The organism is Mesopusillimonas faecipullorum (assembly GCF_020539505.1).
Lineage (GTDB): Bacteria > Pseudomonadota > Gammaproteobacteria > Burkholderiales > Burkholderiaceae_B > Mesopusillimonas > Mesopusillimonas faecipullorum.
In genome coordinates, this window is sequence record NZ_JACDXW010000005.1 from 307,953 (window position 1) to 325,645 (window position 17,693).

The window sequence follows — 17,693 nt, forward strand, 5'->3', positions numbered from 1 at the left end:
ATCTCTGATTTCCTTTACTCAAGGCCGCGGCAATCAACGCAAGCGCAGGATTGCCTGCTCGCCCTGACGCGTACCCAACGCATTCAATAAGTTCTGTAAACCCGCCCGCGTGTCTCCACTGGCAGCACTATCCACTTCGGCCACGCCGTCCAGCTGCATCCCCTTGGCGGAAGCCTTGCCCTGGCCACGCATCAGCAACGGCCCTTCGCGGGTTTCAAGCTTCAAGTCTACCTGCCCGCCCTCGCCCTGCGTGGCTGTCAGCTGATAGGCGCCCAAAGGGCGTACCCGGGACAAGCCGGCAGCTGCATGACGCCATTGCACATCCAGTAAACGCTCGCCACGCTCGGGACCGCCCAAGCCGAACACACGCTCGGGCCAACTGATGAGCAGCTCCCCCCCGGGGTCCAGGGTATTGAACATGGCATGCAGGCTTACCAGCGCCTGCGCCGGCAACTGCAAGGTTTGGCCCGACAGTCGTACACCCCGCCAAGACGGCGACAACATCAGCTCGTTGCGCATCCAGGCATGACGAGCCACCAGCCTGGGTCCGCTTTTCCATTGGAAGCTCCAGGTGATGGGGTCGGGTAGCGCCCGCCTGTGGCCGGGAGCCCCGACTGCCAGGGTGGCGCTGCCCTGCCATAACGTACCATGCGCATCCACAATCGCGACCGGCGACTGTTCAGGCACCACCGCCAGCAACCATCGCGCCGGCAGTACGACCAAAGCTGCCGCCAAGGCGATCAAAACAAGCACCACGCCCCAAATCAGTCGGGTTCTCATTTCCCCTCCTGGGCGGGTAGAGCCAGCTCGACTGTGCCGCTAAGCAGACCGGCGCGATCGCGGCCATCCACTTGATAGCGTGCCAGGTCCACCTTGCGCGTTTCCAGCTGCAGCAAGAAGGCCAAACTGGCCAGCCAATCCACGACTCGCGTGGCCGAGGCCTGTTCAAGCTGTATAGACCAGAGCGCAGCCGTGTCGGCCCCCGTTTCAGACAGCCGGGTGACACTGGCCTGCGCCAAGCCGGCGCGCTGTAGACTTGCCTCCAGCGCAGCCTGTACCGCATCGGCATCCTGAACCACCGCACGCCCTCGTTGCAAAGCCTGCGCCTCGATAATCAACGCTTGTACCTGAGCGGCATCAGCGCGCAATGCAGGCAAGGATTTACGGCTGTCTTCGACCGTGCGCAAAGCGGGCTGCACCGCTACGGCCCACAGCAGCCAAATGCCGACCAGCACTGCCGCGACCGTCAATAAGCGGCGCTCTCGCAACGTACGCTGCAGCCAGAAGGCCCGGGCGCGCTGGCGAGTATCATCCAGGCGGGCCTGCAAAGCAGGCGACAAGGCAGGGGTTTTCCAGGAACTCATGGTTTTCTCTCGCCGTTCAACACACTGTCTGCGCGGCGCACATGCCATACCTGCGAGGAAACAGCATCTTTTTCTATCAGCAAAGACTCGACGGAAGCCGCCTGCTGCATGGCAGCGGCATTAGCCGGAGCCTCAAAGCCCTCGGCCAACGTCAGGGTCAGTTGGCCGTCCTCGAACAACATCGCACGCACCTGTTTGTCAGTAAACGGCATGACTCTTGCCGCAGCGGCGGCCATCGGGATGAAATCGTCATCACGCGCGACTCCCTGGGCCAGTCTTAGGCTGTCGCGCTGCTGCTGTGCTTGACGCACGGGGTCGATGATAACGGGTATGTTGGGGAAGGCCTGTCGCACGGACCTATCAATTTGCGTACGTAGCGCCCGGGTTTCTTGCTTTAGCTGCCAAGCGTGAATCTGCAAACCCACACCCCACAACACCGCTGCAGCCACCAGCCACAAAAGGGGTTTGCGCCAGTGGCGCAACTGCGCCGCCGGGCGAACGTCGTCACGCGCCAGCGACCACGAGGGCAGGGGCCCCAACCAACGGGGCCCTACCGGTAAACGCAGGATATGAGTGGGATGTGGATCGTCTTGGGGGATGACCAGCTCGTGCGGCACAATGCCGCCCACATCCAACCCCATCTGCCCTAAACGCTGCCACAACGAGGCGATGGCCCGTCGACCGGCCCAAGCTACCGGAACCTTGCCGTCTGGGCTGCGCGGCCCAAAACCTATACATAAGTCGGCCACCTCGCTCAGCGTCATGGGCTCGACGCTATTGGCCACAGCAGCCTCTAGCTGACGCCCCGTCAAGGGCGGCAATTGCACCGAGGCCGCCACGGCGTCTCCGGGCGCCAAGATCACCCATACGGGCCCCGAGGCGCGCTCGACGCCCAATTCGGCCAACGGCAAGGTGCCGCTGCGCAGCACGCCCCCATCGCGGTCTACCACCACGTAAGAGACTTCGCTGTGTTCTGTCAGGCCGGCCAGCGGCGGCAAGGCCAGGCGTATGTGTTTTTTCTTCATAGATTAATAGCTGATCCAGCGCACCGTAGGTGCCGCCTCTTGGTCGGCACGGTACAGCAAGCCTTGCATGGCAACCAAAGTCTGGTCACCCGCGATTTCACCGCTGACGCGGAACCACTGGCTTTGCACGGCTAAGCGCTGGCCGGGTTCGTCGCCGCTTAACTGCAGTCGATTAACAAAATCGGCCACGTTATTGAACCAGACGCCCTTGTCGCGCTCTAGTACTACGGAGCGCGCACGCGCAAGGTCCATGCCGGGCACGACAGCGGCCAATACTTCGGCACTGGCCGTATTGACGTTAACCTTGGTCGTACTAGGCAACAAGGTTAAAAACGGGCTGACTGTTGCCAAAGCGACAGGCGTCATACCCGGCACGCCAGCCAAGTCGGAAACGAATTGCAGACCCGGCGCACTGGGTTCGGACTCGGCACCATACTGGGACGCCGCCATGCGTTGGGCCACATTATCGGCGACTTCGGCAGGAATGCGCAGCGATTCGAACAGCCGCACCAACTCTTGTAACGCTTGCGGCTGAATCAGACCGTCTTGAGCCAGGTTGCGTAGATTGAATTTTGAGAGCTCGTCTTCGACCTGCCCGGTGAACAATGCCTGCTCGGGATTACTGGCGGACCCCACCGGCAAGTTGACGATAGGCTGCGCCCAAATACCGTCCAAGCGCGTGGTGGCGTTGGTTTGGGCATCGAAACGCAAAATGGCCCGCGACCAATCCATACCACCGCGCAGCATCCACTCGGCTTGCGCGCGCTCGCGCTCACTGGCCAGCGTGCGTGCCAGCAAGCCTTGCTCTTCAATGATACGTGTCGTTACCACTGCGGCTGCAAGAACAACCAACAGCGCAACAATGACCGCCATGCCTTTTTGTCTGGCTGTGATGGCTTTGTGCATCATGGCAGCATCACCACCTTGCGATAGGCTTGCGACTGGGGCGCCCCTTCGGGCACTAGCCGAAACTCTATCGCTCGCGCTGCCAAGCCGGTTTGCTGGCCGTCTTCGGGCCATGGCACCCAACCCTGGCCCGGGACCCAAACACGCATGGCAAAAGCGCCGATACCACTCAATACCTCGTGTGCAGCCTGGACATCAGGTATGGGCAAGAAATCCGCAGCTTGCCCGACACCGCGCATCAGGTTCTTCCCCTCCAGGTGCCAACTGACACGCTGCCATCGCCCATCGCCCGCCGCACGCACCACCATCAGGCCATCAGAGGGAGACCAGGCTATGCCTGGAGGCAGCCATTTTTGTACGGCCTGCGGCGCCTGCCCTTCTTGAACCACGGCGGGTGCCGTAGGCAAGACCTGCTCGGTAGCGTGATGCTGCACGTCGTGCTCGATCTGCCCCAGCACCCTGACGATATCCATGACGCGCTGGCCGTTCTCATCCAGCCGTTCCTGGGTACGTTGCACGACATCCAGGGCACGCCAAGAGATCAGGCTAACCAGCGCCATCAAGGTCAATGCGACCAGAGTTTCGATCAGGGTGAAGCCCTTGGCGGTTTGCCCCGCAGACATCAAGGCATCCTGGAAAGCAGGCCACCCAGCTCGGCCAGCACGGGCCCGTCGGCCTGTCTGACACGCAACGTGAGTTGCCGGAAAGCATTATGAGCGGTGCGCTGGACCTGCTGTTCGCAAACGAATTCCATAGGACCCTGCGAGCACGGTTCGCTACGCTGCCCCAAATCGGGAAACAACTGCTGCAGCCGCATTTCCGCCAATTGATTGTGGGCGGCCTGCAAGGCCAAGCTGCGTGCTTGCATGCCCTGCACGCCATTGGCGCTTACTCCCAAGGCCCTGACGCAGGCCGCCAGCGCTACCCCCACGATAGCCAGAGCGATCAGAACCTCAATCAGGGAAAAACCCCGCTGCTTGATGCGCTGCTGAGTCATGAGCTAACCCGGTACCGCCCGCTGGGTTCTAACACCACACTAGCGCGCTGATCGCCGCTACGTAGATGGATTAGAAAAGGGCTGGGCATCCATTCGGAATTGAACACTATCGCTTGTACGGGTTCGACCACGACTTCTACGGGCGCTTCTAGCTGCCACTGCCGAGGCCGCAGCACGGTATCGGTGGGCGTTTCGTCCAGAATCGCGCCTTGCGCTCGTGCCGCAATGTGCATGGGCAGCACCAACTGACGTGGCAGATACCGAAACTGATAACCGGAACCGTCGTATTCCCAAACTATGGGGCGCCCCAAGGCACGCGCTTCGGACTGAGCGACGGCGAACAACTGAGCCAGACGCATGGCCTCTTGTTTGAGGCCAGCCTCGCGCCCCGCGCTGAAAGCACTGATGCCCGCAGTGGCCGTAACGATACCAACGATGACCAGCACCACCAGGATTTCAAGCAAAGAGAAACCCGAGGCACGACTGCGCCCCGGATGCTTACCCCGGCGACCCTGGCTTAGCGGCATGGTTTCAGTTGTTCCAGGTACCAACATCGGCGTTGACACCCTCGCCACCCGTCTGGCTATCGGCGCCGAGTGAGAAGACGTCGACTTCGCCGTGTACGCCTGGGTTCAGGTACTGATAGGGATGGCCCCAGGGGTCGTTGGGCAGGCGGTCCATGTAGACACGGCCTGTGGTGCCCCCGGTGCTGGCTGATTTACCTGTCAGCATCTGCAAGCCTTCTTGGCTAGAGGGGTAGCGGCCGTTATCCAGCCGGTACAGCTTAAGCGCCTGCATGATGGCACTGATATCTTGCTTGGCAGCCACCACGCGAGCTTGATCGGGGCGATCCATGAGGTTGGGGACCACCAGCGCCGCCAGAATGCCCATGATGACCACCACCACCATGATTTCAATGAGCGAGAAACCCCGCTGCAATTGACGTTTGGTGCGGGTACGAAGGCGTGCAAAAGAAAAGAACATGGTTTAACTTGCGAAAAGAGGACGAAAGAAACAAATAATGGGTACCATTGCCTGAAATGCGTCTGACCCAAACTGACGAAAGCCATTATTACATGGTCATGTGTCAGTTTTGCCTCAGTATTTCGTGGCCAAATCGGGCGCATTCAGTAGAATGGCAAAGGCAACTATTGCACAGCATACCTATCTCAGGCGTTTCAGCATATCGGTGTTTATCGCGAGGCCGAGCTTATATTTCACGCCACGCGCCCTGAAACCCTCGCCTACCAGCCCAACCCGACTCGCAGCAACCATGAATTTTCCTACACTTTCGTTCGGCAGCTTTTTGCGTCAGGGCCTGCCTAAGCTGGTTCTAGCCTTGGCCACCTTGGTAGTAGCCGCCGGCATAGGCGTATGGGGCGCCATTTTGCTCGCGCCCTCCACACCCGCCCAACCACCCGTCCTGGCCTCCAATCTGGCGCCTCAACTCGACACCACCGCCATCTCCGCTTGGTTCGGGGGCGGCAACAGCCGCGTGCGCGTCGCCTTGGTCGGGTTGATCGCCTCTGACGAACATGGCGCCGCCCTGCTGTCTATAGACGGCGGCAAGCCTCAGGCCTACCGTTCGGGCCAAACCTTGGCGCCAGGCGTCATCTTGGCGAAAGTAGGGCCAGAACACGTCGAAATCGATCAAGAAGGCGCTGTGGAATCCCTGCGTACTCCTGCGCACCCTAACGCCATCATCCAAGGGTTTGTGCCGGTACGCTGACCATGTGGGCCTTAGGCACTTTTGCGTCTCCGTGGGCCAGCGCCTTGGCCCTGGGTCTACTCGCCACCGTACTCAGCCCCTTTTTAGCTTGGTGGGCCGACTGGCTACCCAGGCAGATAGACCCCGAGCTCCCTCCACCCGCTAAGCTTAGTTCGCTATCACGTCGTTTGTGCTTTGCTTTGCTTTGCGCCTTACCCGCTGCCGCTTGCGGCTGGCGCTACGGCCTAAGCTTCGCCGGCCTGGCCGCGACTACCTTCGCACTACTGCTGGCTACCTTGGCCTGGATAGACGCCCATACCGGCCTGCTACCCGACCATCTGACGCTGGCTCTGCTATGGCTAGGCCTGCTGGTTAACCTGAACCACACCTTCGCCATGCTGCCCGACGCGGTCATCGGCGCCGCCTGCGGCTATCTCTTCTTTTGGCTGATCTACCAAGCCTTTTTGCTGTGCACAGGTCGTGAAGGCCTGGGCTACGGCGATTTCAAGTTACTCGCTGCCTTAGGCGCCTGGCTAGGCTGGGCGGCACTGCCCAATATCGTGCTCTTTGCTTCAGTCAGTGCCTTGCTGATCACCCTATTAAGACGCTGGCGCTCGGGTACCGACATGGGCCTGGCACTGCATTATGGACCTTACCTGGCTGCAGCCGGCGCTTTTCAATTGTTCTGGCAGTTTTAAGTAGCCAGAACCCGCGCCTTTTCAGCAAGCTTGCTGACGTCGCCCCCCACGCAGCCGGCCATCTTGATACCAAGCTCCAAAGCTCAAGCCCAGCACAATACACAACGCTCCCAAGGTCTGCCGTCCGCCCCAAGGCTCACCCAGCCACGTAGCAGAGAGCACAAAGGTAAACAATGGGCCCACGTTGATCAGCAAGCTGTTGGCCAAGGGACCTAGCTCGCGCAACGAGCGCAGCCACAATAGATTGGCCGCCACCGTTGCCCCCAATGCCATGAAGGCAATGCCGCCATAGGCCGCAGCAGGCAATACGGGCCAGCTTTCCACTTGCGCAAGCATAAAGGGGAAGGCCGCCAAAAATGGCAGCGAGCCACAGCAAATCATGATCATCGAGGTCTGTAGCGGTGGCCAAGCGGTGCGTATTCGTGCTGACCACACGACAGCCGCGCTCCAAGCCAACGCACCTAGCACTACCAATCCGACAGCCCAGGCTTCATTGCCGGCATCCGGCATCGCAGATGGCGCCATCACCAGCAGCCACGCGCCAAGCAGCGACACCGCCAAGGCCACGCTGGTGTGCCACGGCAACCAACGACGCGCCAGCAGAGCAGACAAAATCGCCACCATCAGGGGCTCCATGGCCACTACCGCGCCTAGCGTCGTGCCACTGACAGCGTGTGCCGCCATAGCAGCCAGGAGGTTGAAACATGAGGTGAGCATCAAACCGACACCCGCCACTTCCAACCAGGTGCGCCAAGCGACACCGCCACGACGGACAGCACCTACCAGCCAAGGCAAGGTGACACAGGCCGCCAAGGCGTAAACCACCGTCATCAGCAAACTACCTGGCAGCCAGGCCACCAAAGATTTCAACACCACAGGTGCGGCGCCCCAAAACAGCATGGCCGCCATGCCCCACGCGTACTTGCCCATGTTTTACATATCCAGGGTAAGTGTCGGGGTGGCCGAGCGAGAACAGCAAATCATCATGCTCTTGCCCTCTTGCTGCTCGGCAGGCGAAAGAATCGCGTCTCTGTGCACAGGCGTGCCATCCAAGACCGCCGTTTCGCACGCGCCGCAAATACCTTGGCCACATGAAAACGGCGCGTCAACCCCAGCCGCCTGCAAAGCATCCAAAATCGTTTGATCGGCTTGCACCTGAATCGACTGACCGCTTTTGGCCAGTACCAACGTAAAGGCACCATCATCCGCACTCGCTACGGGCTCGGGGGCCGCAAAAGTTTCTTGAACGTAACGAACGGAAGATTTTTGTTCACATTGTTGAGACAACGCATCCATCAGGCTGTTGGGACCACAGCAATAAATCGCCCCCCCGCCTTCTTTCTCCAAGTCTGCAACCAATGCAGCTACGTCTAGCGTACGCCCCGGCGCACCCCGCGCCGGCAGGCCTTCGTAGCGCTGCACGCGCTCATCCCACAGCAACCACTCGGAAGGAAAATAGGCCTCTTCGTGTCTGCTGTAAGCATAGTGCAGTGACCAATTCTGATGGCCGGCTTGCATCAACTGACAAGCCATGGCGTGAATCGGCGTAATACCTATACCGCCGGCTACCAGTACGATACGCCCTGCGTCCGGCTGCAACTCAAACAGATTGCGGGGCGCACCGATGGTTAGGACATCACCTTCTGTGAGCGACTGCGCGACGCATTGCGATCCGCCGCGCCCGTCCTCCATCACTCGCACGCCGATTCGGTAGCTGCCCCCGGCTATCACCGGGGTAACCAGCGAATACTGGCGAACCATGCCATTCGGCAAATGCACATCGATATGCGCGCCAGCATCAGCAGCCGGTAACGGCTTACCTGTCGACTCTAAGACGAGTTCAACCACTGTACGGGATACCCACTGGCGGCGCGTGATACGTACTTCAAATAATATGTCTTGTCTCATATAAATGTATAAACGTGTTCTTTTACAAAAGCTAAAACAGTCAGAAATATGGTGTAAACCCTAATTAAAGAGAAAATATAAATGAACGAATTCTTTTATAATGGCTGCTCAATGATAACTCATAACCCAAATAAAGGAGGCAAGACCATGCGTCGTAACCTCAGCCTGACAGCCGCTGCCATCTATTTCTGTACCAGCACCATTGCACACGCCGACGTCGTGTTCGGCGTCATTGCCCCCATGACGGGGCAGTTCGCCAGTGTCGGCCAAGCCTGGAAGCAATCTATAGACCTGTATTTACAGGCGAATGGCGACACCCTAGAAGGACAAAAGGTTCGCGTCATCTATCGCGATCTGCCTGATCCCAACCCACCCAAGGCCAGAGCCCTGGCACAAGAGCTTATCGTCAAGGAAAAGGCGGATATTCTGGGCGGCTTCATGTACACCCCCAACGCCACTGCGGCAGCCAACATCGCCACGCAAAGCAAAAGCCCACTTATTGTTTTCAATGCTGCGGGTGCCGGCCTGACTGAACGCTCGCCTTATCTGACCCGAGTCTCCTACACGCAGGCGCAGCTCACCCTGCCCATGGCCGACTACGCCATCAAAAGCGGTATGAAGCGCATCGCCACGATTGTTTCCGATTATTCCTCGGGCATCGACGCCGAGCGCACCTTTGTCGAGCGCTTCAAAGCGCAAGGCGGCGAAATCACCAACAGCATTCGCGTGCCACTGGATAACTTCGACTTCGCGCCTTTCATGCAGACCATCCGGGCCGAGAAGCCCGACGCTGTGCTCAGCTTCACGCCCGGCGGCGTAATTTCTATCGGTCTGGTCAAATCCTTTAAGGCCAACGGCCTGGAAGACCAAGGAATCAAACTGCTCACGCTGGGCAGCGAAGTGGACGACACCTCGACCTTGCCAGCTTTGGGTTCCCAAGCGCTGGGGGTGTATTCCAGCAACTTCTACAACCCCACGCTGGATACACAAGTCAACCGTGACTTTCGTCAAGCCTTTACCCAGGCTTACCCGAAATCGGAAATTGGCGTGGTGCACGTACAAGCTTGGGATGCCATGGAATTGGTGCGCCGCATGATCGAAGCTGCGCCCGAAAAATTCGATGGTAAGAAAGCCATCGACTCGATAAAGGGCTATGAATGGGAAAGCCCGCGCGGCCCCATACAGATAGACGCCGAAACCCGCGACATCCTGCAGCGCGCCTACATTCGGCAGGTCACCGACATCGATTCGAAGATGGTGAACCACGGCATAGACCAGTTCGAAGCCGTCCGCTGATCCATTTCCGTTTCCTCACGTTCTTCTCTCAATGAATATTCTCGTCAATATTTTGGTCGACGGGATGGCTTACTCGATGGTGCTCTTCATGATCACCATTGGTTTGTCCATGACCTTAGGCCTGATGCACGTCGTCAACATGGCGCATGGCGTGTTTGCCATGATCGCCGGCTTGGTCGCCGCCCATCTGATTACCCAGTGGGGCATGAGTTTTTTCGTGGCTGCGCTCATTGGCATCTTGTGTTCCGTGCTGGTCTCGATCCCCGTCGAGCGTCTGTTGATACGGCGCTTCTATAAACGCTCGCCCATGGACCAGATGCTGATGACACTCGGCATCGTGTTCATCGCCTCCGCCGCTACCTCGGCCATCTTCGGCCCCTTGGTCGTCAACATTCCTTTGCCCGAATGGCTTGCAGGCAGCGTCGCTATCGGCGACAAGCAGTTTCCTGCGCATAGGCTGTTCGTGATTGCCATGGGTTTGGCCACCATGGGCTTGCTTTATCTGGCGATTGACCGATCACGCTTTGGCATGTTGGTCCGAGCCGCCGTCGACAACTCCCCCATCTCTGAAACCGTAGGCATCAATACTCAGCTTATCTATGTTTCCGCCTTTGCCATCGGTGCCGCACTAGCCGGCCTGGGCGGCATCGTGGGCGCAGAGCTGTTGCCAATGGAGCCCATGTATCCCAGTCGCTACCTCGTACTGATGCTGGCCGTCGTCGCTGTCTCCGGGCACGGCAGTTTGGCCGGTGCATTCGTCGCCTCGCTGCTGCTGGGCATGCTGTCTACCGCCGCTAAATACTTCTACCCCGAATACTCGTCCCTCGTGTTTTTCGGACTGATGTTCCTGATGCTCAAGCTGCGACCCAACGGCGTGCTGGGCAAATGATCAGAATTTGGAGTGATTCAATGAACAACCCGATCTCCCGGATCATGCGATTCGAGGTCGTCCTGATACTGGCGCTGGTGCTGTCCTATTTCCTGTTCCAGGACAGTCTCGCCTTCCTGACCCACATCATCATCTATGCCATTCTGGCATTGTCGTATTCCTTCATCTACGGCCAGGCCGGCATTGCCTCTATGGGACATGCCACCTTATATGGCGTCGCGTCTTATGCCGTGGCCATCTTGGCTTCGCATCAGCTCAACGACCCCTTGCTGGGCCTGTTGATTGGCGCCGCTGCCGGTGCAGTGACCGCCTGGCTCACCGCTTGGCTGTTTATCACCACCACGCGTCTGACCTTGGCCATGCTCACCATCGCCGTCGCTCAGGTCTTCCTGGAAATCGCGAACAAAGCGGTATGGCTGACCGGAGGCGATGACGGTTTCACCGACTACGAAGTCAAACCACTATTCGGCATGTTCGAGTTCGACATGTTTGGCCACACCAGCTTCTGGTATGCCGCAGTCATCCTCGTAGTCGTTTACATCGTGATGGAACGCATCGTGCAATCGGACTTCGGCCTGGTGGCGCGTGCGATTAAAGCAGATGCCGGTCGATTGGAAACGCTGGGCGGCAACGCACGCCCTCACCTGATGAAGGTGTACTGTCTTTCCGGCGCCGTCGCCGGAATTGCGGGCGCCATCAATGCGCAAACCGCAGCCGTGGTGTCGCTGGACAGCCTGGGCTTCATGGTGTCGATCAACGTGCTCATCATGGTCGTACTGGGCGGCACGCACCGCTTGTATGGTGCCATTGTCGGCGCCACTGTCTTTCTTGGCATTCAACACTTCGCCTCGAACATCAATCCGCATCATTGGCTATTCGTCATCGGCGCATTGCTGCTTATCGTCATGACCGTCATGCCACGCGGCCTGATCGGTTTTGCTCGTCGCTGGAGGAGCGCCGGATGAAACGCCTACAACTGCAAGCCGTGAACATGCGTTTCGGCCCCTTGCACGTCACCCGCGACGTCAGCTTCGACATCTCTACGGGTGAACGGGCCGCCATCATCGGCCCCAACGGTGCGGGCAAAACCACGCTGGTCAACATCATCGCCGGCGAGCTCCATCACACCTCCGGACAAATCCTGTTCGACGGTGAAGACGTCGGCACGCTGTCGGTAGCTCAGCGTGCGCAACGCGGCTTGGTACGCACCTTTCAGATCAGCCGACTGTTTACCGGCCTGACGGTGGAAGAGAACGTCCGTGTGGCCGCCCTGCACCGCAAGCAGGAAAACAAGCCTAGCCGTGACGACATCGATACCGCCGTTCACGCCGGCATGAGCAAGCTGCAGATCAGTCACCTTGCCCACAAGGAAGTTGACTCTCTCTCACTGGGTGAGAAGCGCCTGGTAGAACTGTCGCTCGCACTCACTCAGTCACCCTCGTTATTGCTGCTGGACGAACCGGCCGCCGGCATTCCCCGTAGCGAAAGTCGCATGGTGCTGGATGCCGTCAACGCCCTACCTTCGGATCTGCCCGTCATCCTGATCGAACACGACATGGATCTCGTGTTCAGCTGGGCCAAACGCATCATCGTGCTGGCCGGCGGCGCCGTATTGAAAGATGGCGATCCGCAACTGATCGCTGCAGACGAGCACGTGCAACGCATCTACTTTGGACGAGGTGAATGATGAGCACCACCCCTTACCTCGAATACCGTGACATCACGGCCGGCTACAACGGCACCGAAGTCGTCAGCCAGGTTTCCTTTGCGGTATGCAAAGGCCAACGCTGGGGCGTGCTGGGCCGCAATGGTGCCGGCAAATCCACAACCTTGGCGGCTGCGGTTGGACTGTCCCAGTTGCAGGCTGGCGAAATTCTGCTGAATGGACGCGATATAGGCAGCACGCCTATTTTTCAGCGCTCGCGCTCTGGCCTGGGCTTCGTGCCCCAAGGCCGCGACATTTTCCCCTCGCTGAGCGTAGAAGAAAACATTCTGGTCGCCGCTAAAAATGGCAATGCTTCCGAAGCGCTGGACATGGCCTACACCATGTTCCCGCGCCTTAAAGAGCGTCGCAACAACGGTGGAACCCAACTTTCAGGCGGCGAGCAGCAGATGCTTTCCATTGCCCGCGCCATCGTCACCAAGCCCCAAGTCCTGTTGCTGGATGAACCGCTGGAAGGCTTGGCCCCCAAAGTTCGCCAGGAATTGATGGCATCGATCACCGACATGATCGATGAGCTGGGTCTGGCCTGCGTACTTGTCGAACAGTACGTCGACGTCATCCTGGATTTCTCGCAACACGTTTTGGTTCTGGAATCGGGCCGCCCTGTCTACACAGGCCCTACCGAAGACCTGCGTCGCGACCACCAGGACATCATCGAAAACGCCATCGGCTTACGCAAACTCTAATTGAATGAAGGAGAACAGCAATGACTGAATTGCTCAACGACACCACGACGGATATCACCGACACCCAAGGGCGTGCTTATGGCCGCCAGCCCGGCATGTCAGATCAACAGTTGATGGAGGTTGCCGCCGGCACCCCCATGGGCGAATACCTGCGCCGCTTCTGGCATCCGGTCGCGGTCTCCGCCGAGGTGAGCACCACCCCCAAGAAGGTCAAGATTCTGGGTGAAGATCTGGTCCTTTTCCGTGACGGCAAAGGGCGTGTGGGTCTTCTGTACCCTCATTGCATGCACCGCGGCACCAGCCTGTACTACGGCCGTGTGGAAGAAGAAGGCATACGTTGCTGTTATCACGGCTGGCTGTTCCGCGTGAACGGGGAATGCCTGGATCAGCCCTGCGAACCCGGCGGTGGCCAACGCAAAGAAGTCGCTCGTCAGCCCTGGTATCCCACTCAAGAGAAATACGGCTTGGTCTTCGCCTATATGGGTCCTCCTGAGAAGCAACCCGAGATGCCACGTTTCGCGCACATGGAAACCTTGGCCGAAGGCGAATTCTACGAAGTCGACAACTCGGGCTTTGGCGGCTATAACGACGCCAACGCACCCGCCATCGTGCCGTGCAACTGGCTGCAAGACTTTGAGAACGTCATGGACCCTTACCACGTCCAGGTTTTGCACTCCACATTCAGCGGCGTGCAGTTCTCCGAAAAATTCATCTCTATGCCCAAAGTCGAATGGTCTTACACCGACACCGGCGTTATTTACCATGCCTATCGCGGCCTGGACAACGGCGGCACGCTGACACGTATCAACTCGGTGTTCATGCCCAATATCTCCGCTGTTCCCCGCGTGGACGCCAGTGAAGGCCAGGCGCCCGGCTTGGGTTGGTATGTGCCGATAGACGAGCACAACCACACTACGTTCTGGGTCTCCAAGGTTACCGAAGAAACCAAAGGCAAGCTGTATCGCGGTCTGCCTATGCACAACGGTAAATACTGGAGCGAACTGACAGAGGAAGAACGCCAGAAGTACCCCGGTGATGCCGAGGCACAAACGGGTCAAGGTTCGCAACCACGTCACAGCGAATGGCATCTGGCCATGTCTGACCGTGGCGTTTCCATGGTGCAACGCATGCTGAAGAATGAAGTCAAGAAAGTTCAGCAAGGCGAAGACCCCATAGGCGTCACCTTTGATGCCAACGCCTCGGCCATCGAGGTCAAGTCGGGCAATTACTACAGCTAATCGCCGTTGACTGCCCGGGCTGCCAAGGCGGCCCGGCTCCCTTTTTTAAACAAACACCCGTACCCGAGGTGTGAGGAGACGTTTGCGCGCTGAAAAGCCGCAATAGCAGCGCGCCAAGCGTTCATTGAACCTTCCCATTATTTTTAAACTCAAATGAACCTAAGAACGAGCACAACCCTGGCGCTAGGCGCCATGACCCTGGTGGCAGCAGGCACCGCTTCTGCCCAAGTTTCCATCTACGGCATCATCGACACCAGCCTCCGCTATCAAAACAATACCAACGCCTCGACCGCATCTGACGTGTCTATGCAGCCTGGCGCCTATGGTGCATCGCGGGTGGGCTTCAGAGGCCGCGAAGACCTAGGCAACGGCCTTTACTCCGAGTTCCAACTGGAAAACGGCTTCAATCCTAATACGGGTGCACAAGTAGACAGTACACGCTTGTTCAACCGGCACTCTTGGGTAGGTTTGGGCAGCAAGGACCTGGGCCGCATCTCCTTCGGTCGTCAGTACGCCCTGACACATGAAGTGCTGGCCATGAATATGTGCGACGTGCTCGGCGTAGGCGGCTACGACGAAACCGCTTGGTTTGTTGGGCAGCAATACACCCTCCGCTACGACAACTCCATCAAGTATCGGCACACCATTGAGGGCGTTCAAGTGGGCGCCATGTATGTGCTAAGCGGCGAGCAACACATCGATGACTCCTATGGCTTGATGGCCATGATTCCGGTGGGGCCTGTGGACATTGGTTTGTCTCATCATTCCGACGAGGCATTGAACGGCAAGCGCACCACTAATCTGCTGGCACTGAAGTACCGCTTCGACAACGGCACCACCTTGCATGGCTACACCATGTACTCGCACGACAAACGTGGTGTAGACCGCAAAGATCGCCTCTATGCGCTGGGCTTCATCCACCCACTGAATCAACGCTTCATTCTGTCGGGTACCTACTATCGCAACCTGACGCAAACCCCCGATAGCGGTGGGCGCAGCACCTTTGTTACCCGCCTGCAGTATGCCTTGTCCAAACGCTCAGAGCTGTATCTTGAGGCTGATTACAGTCGCGTCAGTGGCGTCACGTTATCGGCTTTCAACCAGCCGGGCAAAGTCGGTAGCAACAACAGCCGCACCACCTTTTCGGTGGGCTACAAGCACATGTTCTAAGGCTGTCACACCAGGGGGCTTTAAGCCGGCGACTCTTAGCCGGCAGCACCTACGGTGTTGAGGTACTCGTGAAACTGGGCCGCCGTTGGCCGGCGGCTCAGGCGATTGGATTTGATGAAACTCACGTAGTTGCGCCAAGCGCCGACAAACGCCTGTATGGTGATACGCGCCATGAGTTCGCTGGGACAATAACGAATACTAGGGCTGCCCAGCGGTATGGCTACGACGCCATGAGTGGCCACCACGATGGCATCCGTCAGCTGACTGATAAGCTCGTCGTCAGGGTCTATATCTTGCTGCAGAAAGAAGTCACGCACCAAGCCCACGCAGAACTCGCGAGCAGTCAATATATTGGATGTATCCCGTATCAAAGCCCCCACGGCGTCGACGTCGTCTTGAGGGGTACGGTAGCTGTACACATGGCGAAAGTCTTCTGGGTTTTCCACCCAAAACATCACCAATGCTTCGAAGCCCACACTCAAGCGATGCTCAGCGTGCTTAAGCGGCTCTATGCGTTGCTGAGCGTAAGCTACCGAACGGATCAGATAGTCTTCCCGTATGGCATACATGAGCTCTGCTTTGGTAGCAAAGTAGCGGTAGAGTGCACTGGGCGAGTAACCTTCGATCTCGGCGATTTTGCGCAAAGAAGGCTCGCTACCGGGTGCTTCTTTTAATAATGCTTTACCGGTTTCAATAAAGCGCTGGCGCAATTGAACCTGGCTATCCAGCGTTTTGGCTTTACTTTGAAACTTGCGCGTTCGTCTTGGCACTAGACTACGATTGAAAATCGGGTTGATAGAGATTGCAACTTGCAACGGATGGGGGAAGTATACCTGTTGGGTCGGCAACATTTCTTGCAGCAACTATAAAAAACGCCACCTTCGATTTGAGGGTGGCGTTTTCATGTAAACATAAGCTCGGCTTATGTTTACGGCATTTCGGTACTTCTTACTGCAGCGCGATTTCGACGTCGACACCGGCAGGCAGGTCGAGGCGCATCAGCGCGTCAACAGTCTTGTCCGTGGGGTCGATGATGTCCATCAGGCGCTGGTGGGTGCGCATTTCGAACTGATCACGAGCCGTCTTGTTGACGTGAGGCGAGCTCAACACGTCGTAACGACGGATGCGCGTGGGCAGAGGAACCGGGCCACGCACGACCGCGCCCGTACGCTTAGCCGTATCAACGATTTCGGCTGCCGATTGGTCGATCAGCTTGTAATCAAAGGCTTTCAGACGGATGCGGATTTTTTGGTTTTTCATGATGTTTCCTAAAGAACGAATCAGGTGAAGGGCGGGGTTCGCCCTTCACCATGGCTGCTATGCTCGCTGATTAAGCGATGATTTTGGCGACGACGCCGGCACCGACGGTACGGCCACCTTCGCGGATAGCGAAGCGCAGACCTTCTTCCATGGCGATAGGCGCAATCAGCGTCACTTCCATCGACACGTTGTCACCGGGCAGAACCATTTCTTTGTCCTCAGGCAGCTTGATCGTGCCCGTCACGTCCGTCGTACGGAAGTAGAACTGGGGACGATAGCCTTGGAAGAATGGCGTGTGACGGCCACCTTCGTCCTTGGACAGAATGTACACCTCGGCGGTGAACTGCGTGTGCGGCTTGATCGAACCGGGCTTGGCCAACACTTGGCCACGCTCGACGTCTTCACGCTTGGTACCGCGCAGCAGCACGCCAACGTTATCGCCCGCTTGACCTTGGTCCAGCAGCTTGCGGAACATTTCCACGCCCGTGCAAGTGGTCTTGACCGTGTCTTTGATACCCACGATTTCGATTTCTTCGCCGACCTTGACGATACCGCGCTCGATACGGCCAGTGACCACCGTACCGCGACCCGAGATCGAGAACACGTCTTCCACAGGCATCAGGAACGTGCCGTCCACAGCACGCTCTGGCGTGGGGATGTACGTATCCAGCGCTTCGGCCAATTGCAGAATCGCTTGCTTGCCCAGGGGGCCGTCGTCGCCTTCCAGGGCCAGCTTGGCCGAACCCTTGACGATAGGCGTATCGTCGCCGGGGAAGTCGTACTTGCTCAGCAGTTCGCGAACTTCCATTTCGACCAGCTCGAGCA

At 58.3% G+C, this 17,693-nt stretch carries 22 protein-coding genes; 9 read left to right on the forward strand and 13 right to left on the reverse strand.

The window, feature by feature from the left end:
• Nucleotides 1-33 precede the first annotated feature (33 nt).
• Genes gspN through gspG form a run of 8 tightly spaced genes read right to left on the reverse strand, consistent with a single transcriptional unit; the run spans nt 34 to nt 5,276 of the window.
• Nucleotides 34-780 carry a type II secretion system protein N gene (gene gspN, locus H0484_RS11595; protein ID WP_226954794.1) on the reverse strand — a complete coding sequence of 249 codons (747 nt, stop codon included), beginning with the start codon at nt 778-780 and terminating at the stop codon, nt 34-36.
• The gene (gspM, locus tag H0484_RS11600) at nt 777-1,364 is read right to left on the reverse strand and encodes a type II secretion system protein GspM (RefSeq protein WP_226954795.1); all 588 of its coding nucleotides are present in this window, start codon (nt 1,362-1,364) and stop codon (nt 777-779) included. The genes gspN and gspM overlap by 4 nt, the downstream gene beginning before the upstream one ends.
• Nucleotides 1,361-2,389, reverse strand: coding sequence for a type II secretion system protein GspL (gspL, locus tag H0484_RS11605; protein WP_226954796.1), 1,029 nt, complete (start codon nt 2,387-2,389; stop codon nt 1,361-1,363). Before gspL ends, gspM begins: the two co-directional genes overlap by 4 nt.
• A gap of 3 nt (nt 2,390-2,392) precedes the next feature.
• Complete coding sequence (gene gspK, locus H0484_RS11610; protein ID WP_226954797.1) at nt 2,393-3,298, reverse strand: type II secretion system minor pseudopilin GspK; 906 nt, start codon at nt 3,296-3,298, stop codon at nt 2,393-2,395.
• The gene (locus H0484_RS11615) at nt 3,295-3,918 is read right to left on the reverse strand and encodes a PulJ/GspJ family protein (RefSeq protein WP_226954798.1); all 624 of its coding nucleotides are present in this window, start codon (nt 3,916-3,918) and stop codon (nt 3,295-3,297) included. Before H0484_RS11615 ends, gspK begins: the two co-directional genes overlap by 4 nt.
• Nucleotides 3,918-4,292 (reverse strand): type II secretion system minor pseudopilin GspI, encoded by a 375-nt coding sequence (gene gspI, locus H0484_RS11620; RefSeq protein ID WP_226954799.1) that lies wholly within the window; start codon nt 4,290-4,292, stop codon nt 3,918-3,920. The genes H0484_RS11615 and gspI overlap by 1 nt, the downstream gene beginning before the upstream one ends.
• Nucleotides 4,289-4,819 carry a GspH/FimT family pseudopilin gene (locus H0484_RS11625; RefSeq protein WP_226954800.1) on the reverse strand — a complete coding sequence of 177 codons (531 nt, stop codon included), beginning with the start codon at nt 4,817-4,819 and terminating at the stop codon, nt 4,289-4,291. The genes gspI and H0484_RS11625 overlap by 4 nt, the downstream gene beginning before the upstream one ends.
• Nucleotides 4,820-4,823: 4 nt before the next feature.
• Nucleotides 4,824-5,276, reverse strand: coding sequence for a type II secretion system major pseudopilin GspG (gene gspG, locus H0484_RS11630; RefSeq protein WP_226954801.1), 453 nt, complete (start codon nt 5,274-5,276; stop codon nt 4,824-4,826).
• 289 nt (nt 5,277-5,565) lie between these two features.
• On the opposite strand from gspG, the gene H0484_RS11635 reads away from it, so the two are divergent.
• Both H0484_RS11635 and H0484_RS15225 read left to right on the forward strand, forming a co-directional pair.
• Nucleotides 5,566-6,021, forward strand: coding sequence for a type II secretion system protein N (locus H0484_RS11635; RefSeq protein ID WP_226954802.1), 456 nt, complete (start codon nt 5,566-5,568; stop codon nt 6,019-6,021).
• Nucleotides 6,022-6,023: 2 nt separating this feature from the next.
• Nucleotides 6,024-6,698, forward strand: coding sequence for a prepilin peptidase (locus H0484_RS15225; RefSeq protein ID WP_315859954.1), 675 nt, complete (start codon nt 6,024-6,026; stop codon nt 6,696-6,698).
• Nucleotides 6,699-6,719: 21 nt separating this feature from the next.
• Here H0484_RS15225 and H0484_RS11645 read toward each other — a convergent pair whose 3' ends face one another.
• On the reverse strand, nt 6,720-7,628 hold the full coding sequence (locus H0484_RS11645) for a DMT family transporter (RefSeq protein ID WP_226954803.1): 909 nt from the start codon (nt 7,626-7,628) through the stop codon (nt 6,720-6,722).
• A gap of 3 nt (nt 7,629-7,631) precedes the next feature.
• On the reverse strand, nt 7,632-8,606 hold the full coding sequence (locus tag H0484_RS11650; RefSeq protein WP_226954804.1) for a PDR/VanB family oxidoreductase: 975 nt from the start codon (nt 8,604-8,606) through the stop codon (nt 7,632-7,634).
• A gap of 147 nt (nt 8,607-8,753) precedes the next feature.
• Between H0484_RS11650 and H0484_RS11655 the strand changes: the two genes are divergently transcribed.
• The 7 genes from H0484_RS11655 (at nt 8,754) to H0484_RS11685 (ending at nt 15,608) form a co-directional block, all read left to right on the forward strand.
• Nucleotides 8,754-9,902 (forward strand): ABC transporter substrate-binding protein, encoded by a 1,149-nt coding sequence (locus tag H0484_RS11655; RefSeq protein ID WP_226954805.1) that lies wholly within the window; start codon nt 8,754-8,756, stop codon nt 9,900-9,902.
• 31 nt (nt 9,903-9,933) lie between these two features.
• Nucleotides 9,934-10,791 (forward strand): branched-chain amino acid ABC transporter permease, encoded by an 858-nt coding sequence (locus H0484_RS11660; protein ID WP_226954806.1) that lies wholly within the window; start codon nt 9,934-9,936, stop codon nt 10,789-10,791.
• Between the two features lie 20 nt (nt 10,792-10,811).
• Nucleotides 10,812-11,756 carry a branched-chain amino acid ABC transporter permease gene (locus H0484_RS11665; RefSeq protein ID WP_226954807.1) on the forward strand — a complete coding sequence of 315 codons (945 nt, stop codon included), beginning with the start codon at nt 10,812-10,814 and terminating at the stop codon, nt 11,754-11,756.
• Nucleotides 11,753-12,478, forward strand: coding sequence for an ABC transporter ATP-binding protein (locus H0484_RS11670; RefSeq protein WP_226954808.1), 726 nt, complete (start codon nt 11,753-11,755; stop codon nt 12,476-12,478). Before H0484_RS11665 ends, H0484_RS11670 begins: the two co-directional genes overlap by 4 nt.
• Nucleotides 12,475-13,200 carry an ABC transporter ATP-binding protein gene (locus H0484_RS11675; RefSeq protein ID WP_226954809.1) on the forward strand — a complete coding sequence of 242 codons (726 nt, stop codon included), beginning with the start codon at nt 12,475-12,477 and terminating at the stop codon, nt 13,198-13,200. Before H0484_RS11670 ends, H0484_RS11675 begins: the two co-directional genes overlap by 4 nt.
• 20 nt (nt 13,201-13,220) lie before the next feature.
• Nucleotides 13,221-14,438: a Rieske 2Fe-2S domain-containing protein gene (locus H0484_RS11680; protein WP_226954810.1), complete on the forward strand. Its 1,218-nt coding sequence runs from the start codon at nt 13,221-13,223 to the stop codon at nt 14,436-14,438.
• Nucleotides 14,439-14,591: 153 nt separating this feature from the next.
• The gene (locus H0484_RS11685; RefSeq protein ID WP_226954811.1) at nt 14,592-15,608 is read left to right on the forward strand and encodes a porin; all 1,017 of its coding nucleotides are present in this window, start codon (nt 14,592-14,594) and stop codon (nt 15,606-15,608) included.
• 35 nt (nt 15,609-15,643) lie between these two features.
• Here the strand turns inward: H0484_RS11685 and H0484_RS11690 are convergent, their stop codons facing one another.
• The 3 genes from H0484_RS11690 to H0484_RS11700 all read right to left on the reverse strand — a co-directional run.
• Entirely contained in the window at nt 15,644-16,378 is a 735-nt protein-coding gene (locus tag H0484_RS11690) for a TetR/AcrR family transcriptional regulator (protein WP_226954812.1), read from the reverse strand.
• A 178-nt stretch (nt 16,379-16,556) separates the two neighbouring features.
• Entirely contained in the window at nt 16,557-16,868 is a 312-nt protein-coding gene (rpsJ, locus tag H0484_RS11695; protein WP_226954813.1) for a 30S ribosomal protein S10, read from the reverse strand.
• 70 nt (nt 16,869-16,938) lie between these two features.
• Nucleotides 16,939-17,693 (reverse strand): elongation factor Tu (locus H0484_RS11700; RefSeq protein WP_226954814.1); only part of this gene is annotated, 755 nt, incomplete at its 5' end.

Excerpts from the sequence above, each read along its gene's own strand:
- H0484_RS11650 (WP_226954804.1), bottom strand. The coding sequence starts at position 8,606 with ATGAGACAAGACATATTATTTGAAGTACGTATCACGCGCCGCCAGTGG.
- H0484_RS11670 (WP_226954808.1), top strand. The coding sequence starts at position 11,753 with ATGAAACGCCTACAACTGCAAGCCGTGAACATGCGTTTCGGCCCCTTG.
- H0484_RS11645 (WP_226954803.1), bottom strand. The coding sequence starts at position 7,628 with ATGGGCAAGTACGCGTGGGGCATGGCGGCCATGCTGTTTTGGGGCGCC.
- H0484_RS11625 (WP_226954800.1), bottom strand. The coding sequence starts at position 4,819 with ATGCCGCTAAGCCAGGGTCGCCGGGGTAAGCATCCGGGGCGCAGTCGT.
- H0484_RS11655 (WP_226954805.1), top strand. The coding sequence starts at position 8,754 with ATGCGTCGTAACCTCAGCCTGACAGCCGCTGCCATCTATTTCTGTACC.
- H0484_RS11635 (WP_226954802.1), top strand. The coding sequence starts at position 5,566 with ATGAATTTTCCTACACTTTCGTTCGGCAGCTTTTTGCGTCAGGGCCTG.
- gspN (WP_226954794.1), bottom strand. The coding sequence starts at position 780 with ATGAGAACCCGACTGATTTGGGGCGTGGTGCTTGTTTTGATCGCCTTG.
- H0484_RS11680 (WP_226954810.1), top strand. The coding sequence starts at position 13,221 with ATGACTGAATTGCTCAACGACACCACGACGGATATCACCGACACCCAA.
- rpsJ (WP_226954813.1), bottom strand. The coding sequence starts at position 16,868 with ATGAAAAACCAAAAAATCCGCATCCGTCTGAAAGCCTTTGATTACAAG.
- H0484_RS15225 (WP_315859954.1), top strand. The coding sequence starts at position 6,024 with ATGTGGGCCTTAGGCACTTTTGCGTCTCCGTGGGCCAGCGCCTTGGCC.
- H0484_RS11665 (WP_226954807.1), top strand. The coding sequence starts at position 10,812 with ATGAACAACCCGATCTCCCGGATCATGCGATTCGAGGTCGTCCTGATA.
- gspI (WP_226954799.1), bottom strand. The coding sequence starts at position 4,292 with ATGACTCAGCAGCGCATCAAGCAGCGGGGTTTTTCCCTGATTGAGGTT.
- H0484_RS11675 (WP_226954809.1), top strand. The coding sequence starts at position 12,475 with ATGATGAGCACCACCCCTTACCTCGAATACCGTGACATCACGGCCGGC.
- H0484_RS11685 (WP_226954811.1), top strand. The coding sequence starts at position 14,592 with ATGAACCTAAGAACGAGCACAACCCTGGCGCTAGGCGCCATGACCCTG.
- gspL (WP_226954796.1), bottom strand. The coding sequence starts at position 2,389 with ATGAAGAAAAAACACATACGCCTGGCCTTGCCGCCGCTGGCCGGCCTG.
- gspK (WP_226954797.1), bottom strand. The coding sequence starts at position 3,298 with ATGATGCACAAAGCCATCACAGCCAGACAAAAAGGCATGGCGGTCATT.
- gspM (WP_226954795.1), bottom strand. The coding sequence starts at position 1,364 with ATGAGTTCCTGGAAAACCCCTGCCTTGTCGCCTGCTTTGCAGGCCCGC.
- H0484_RS11660 (WP_226954806.1), top strand. The coding sequence starts at position 9,934 with ATGAATATTCTCGTCAATATTTTGGTCGACGGGATGGCTTACTCGATG.
- gspG (WP_226954801.1), bottom strand. The coding sequence starts at position 5,276 with ATGTTCTTTTCTTTTGCACGCCTTCGTACCCGCACCAAACGTCAATTG.
- H0484_RS11615 (WP_226954798.1), bottom strand. The coding sequence starts at position 3,918 with ATGTCTGCGGGGCAAACCGCCAAGGGCTTCACCCTGATCGAAACTCTG.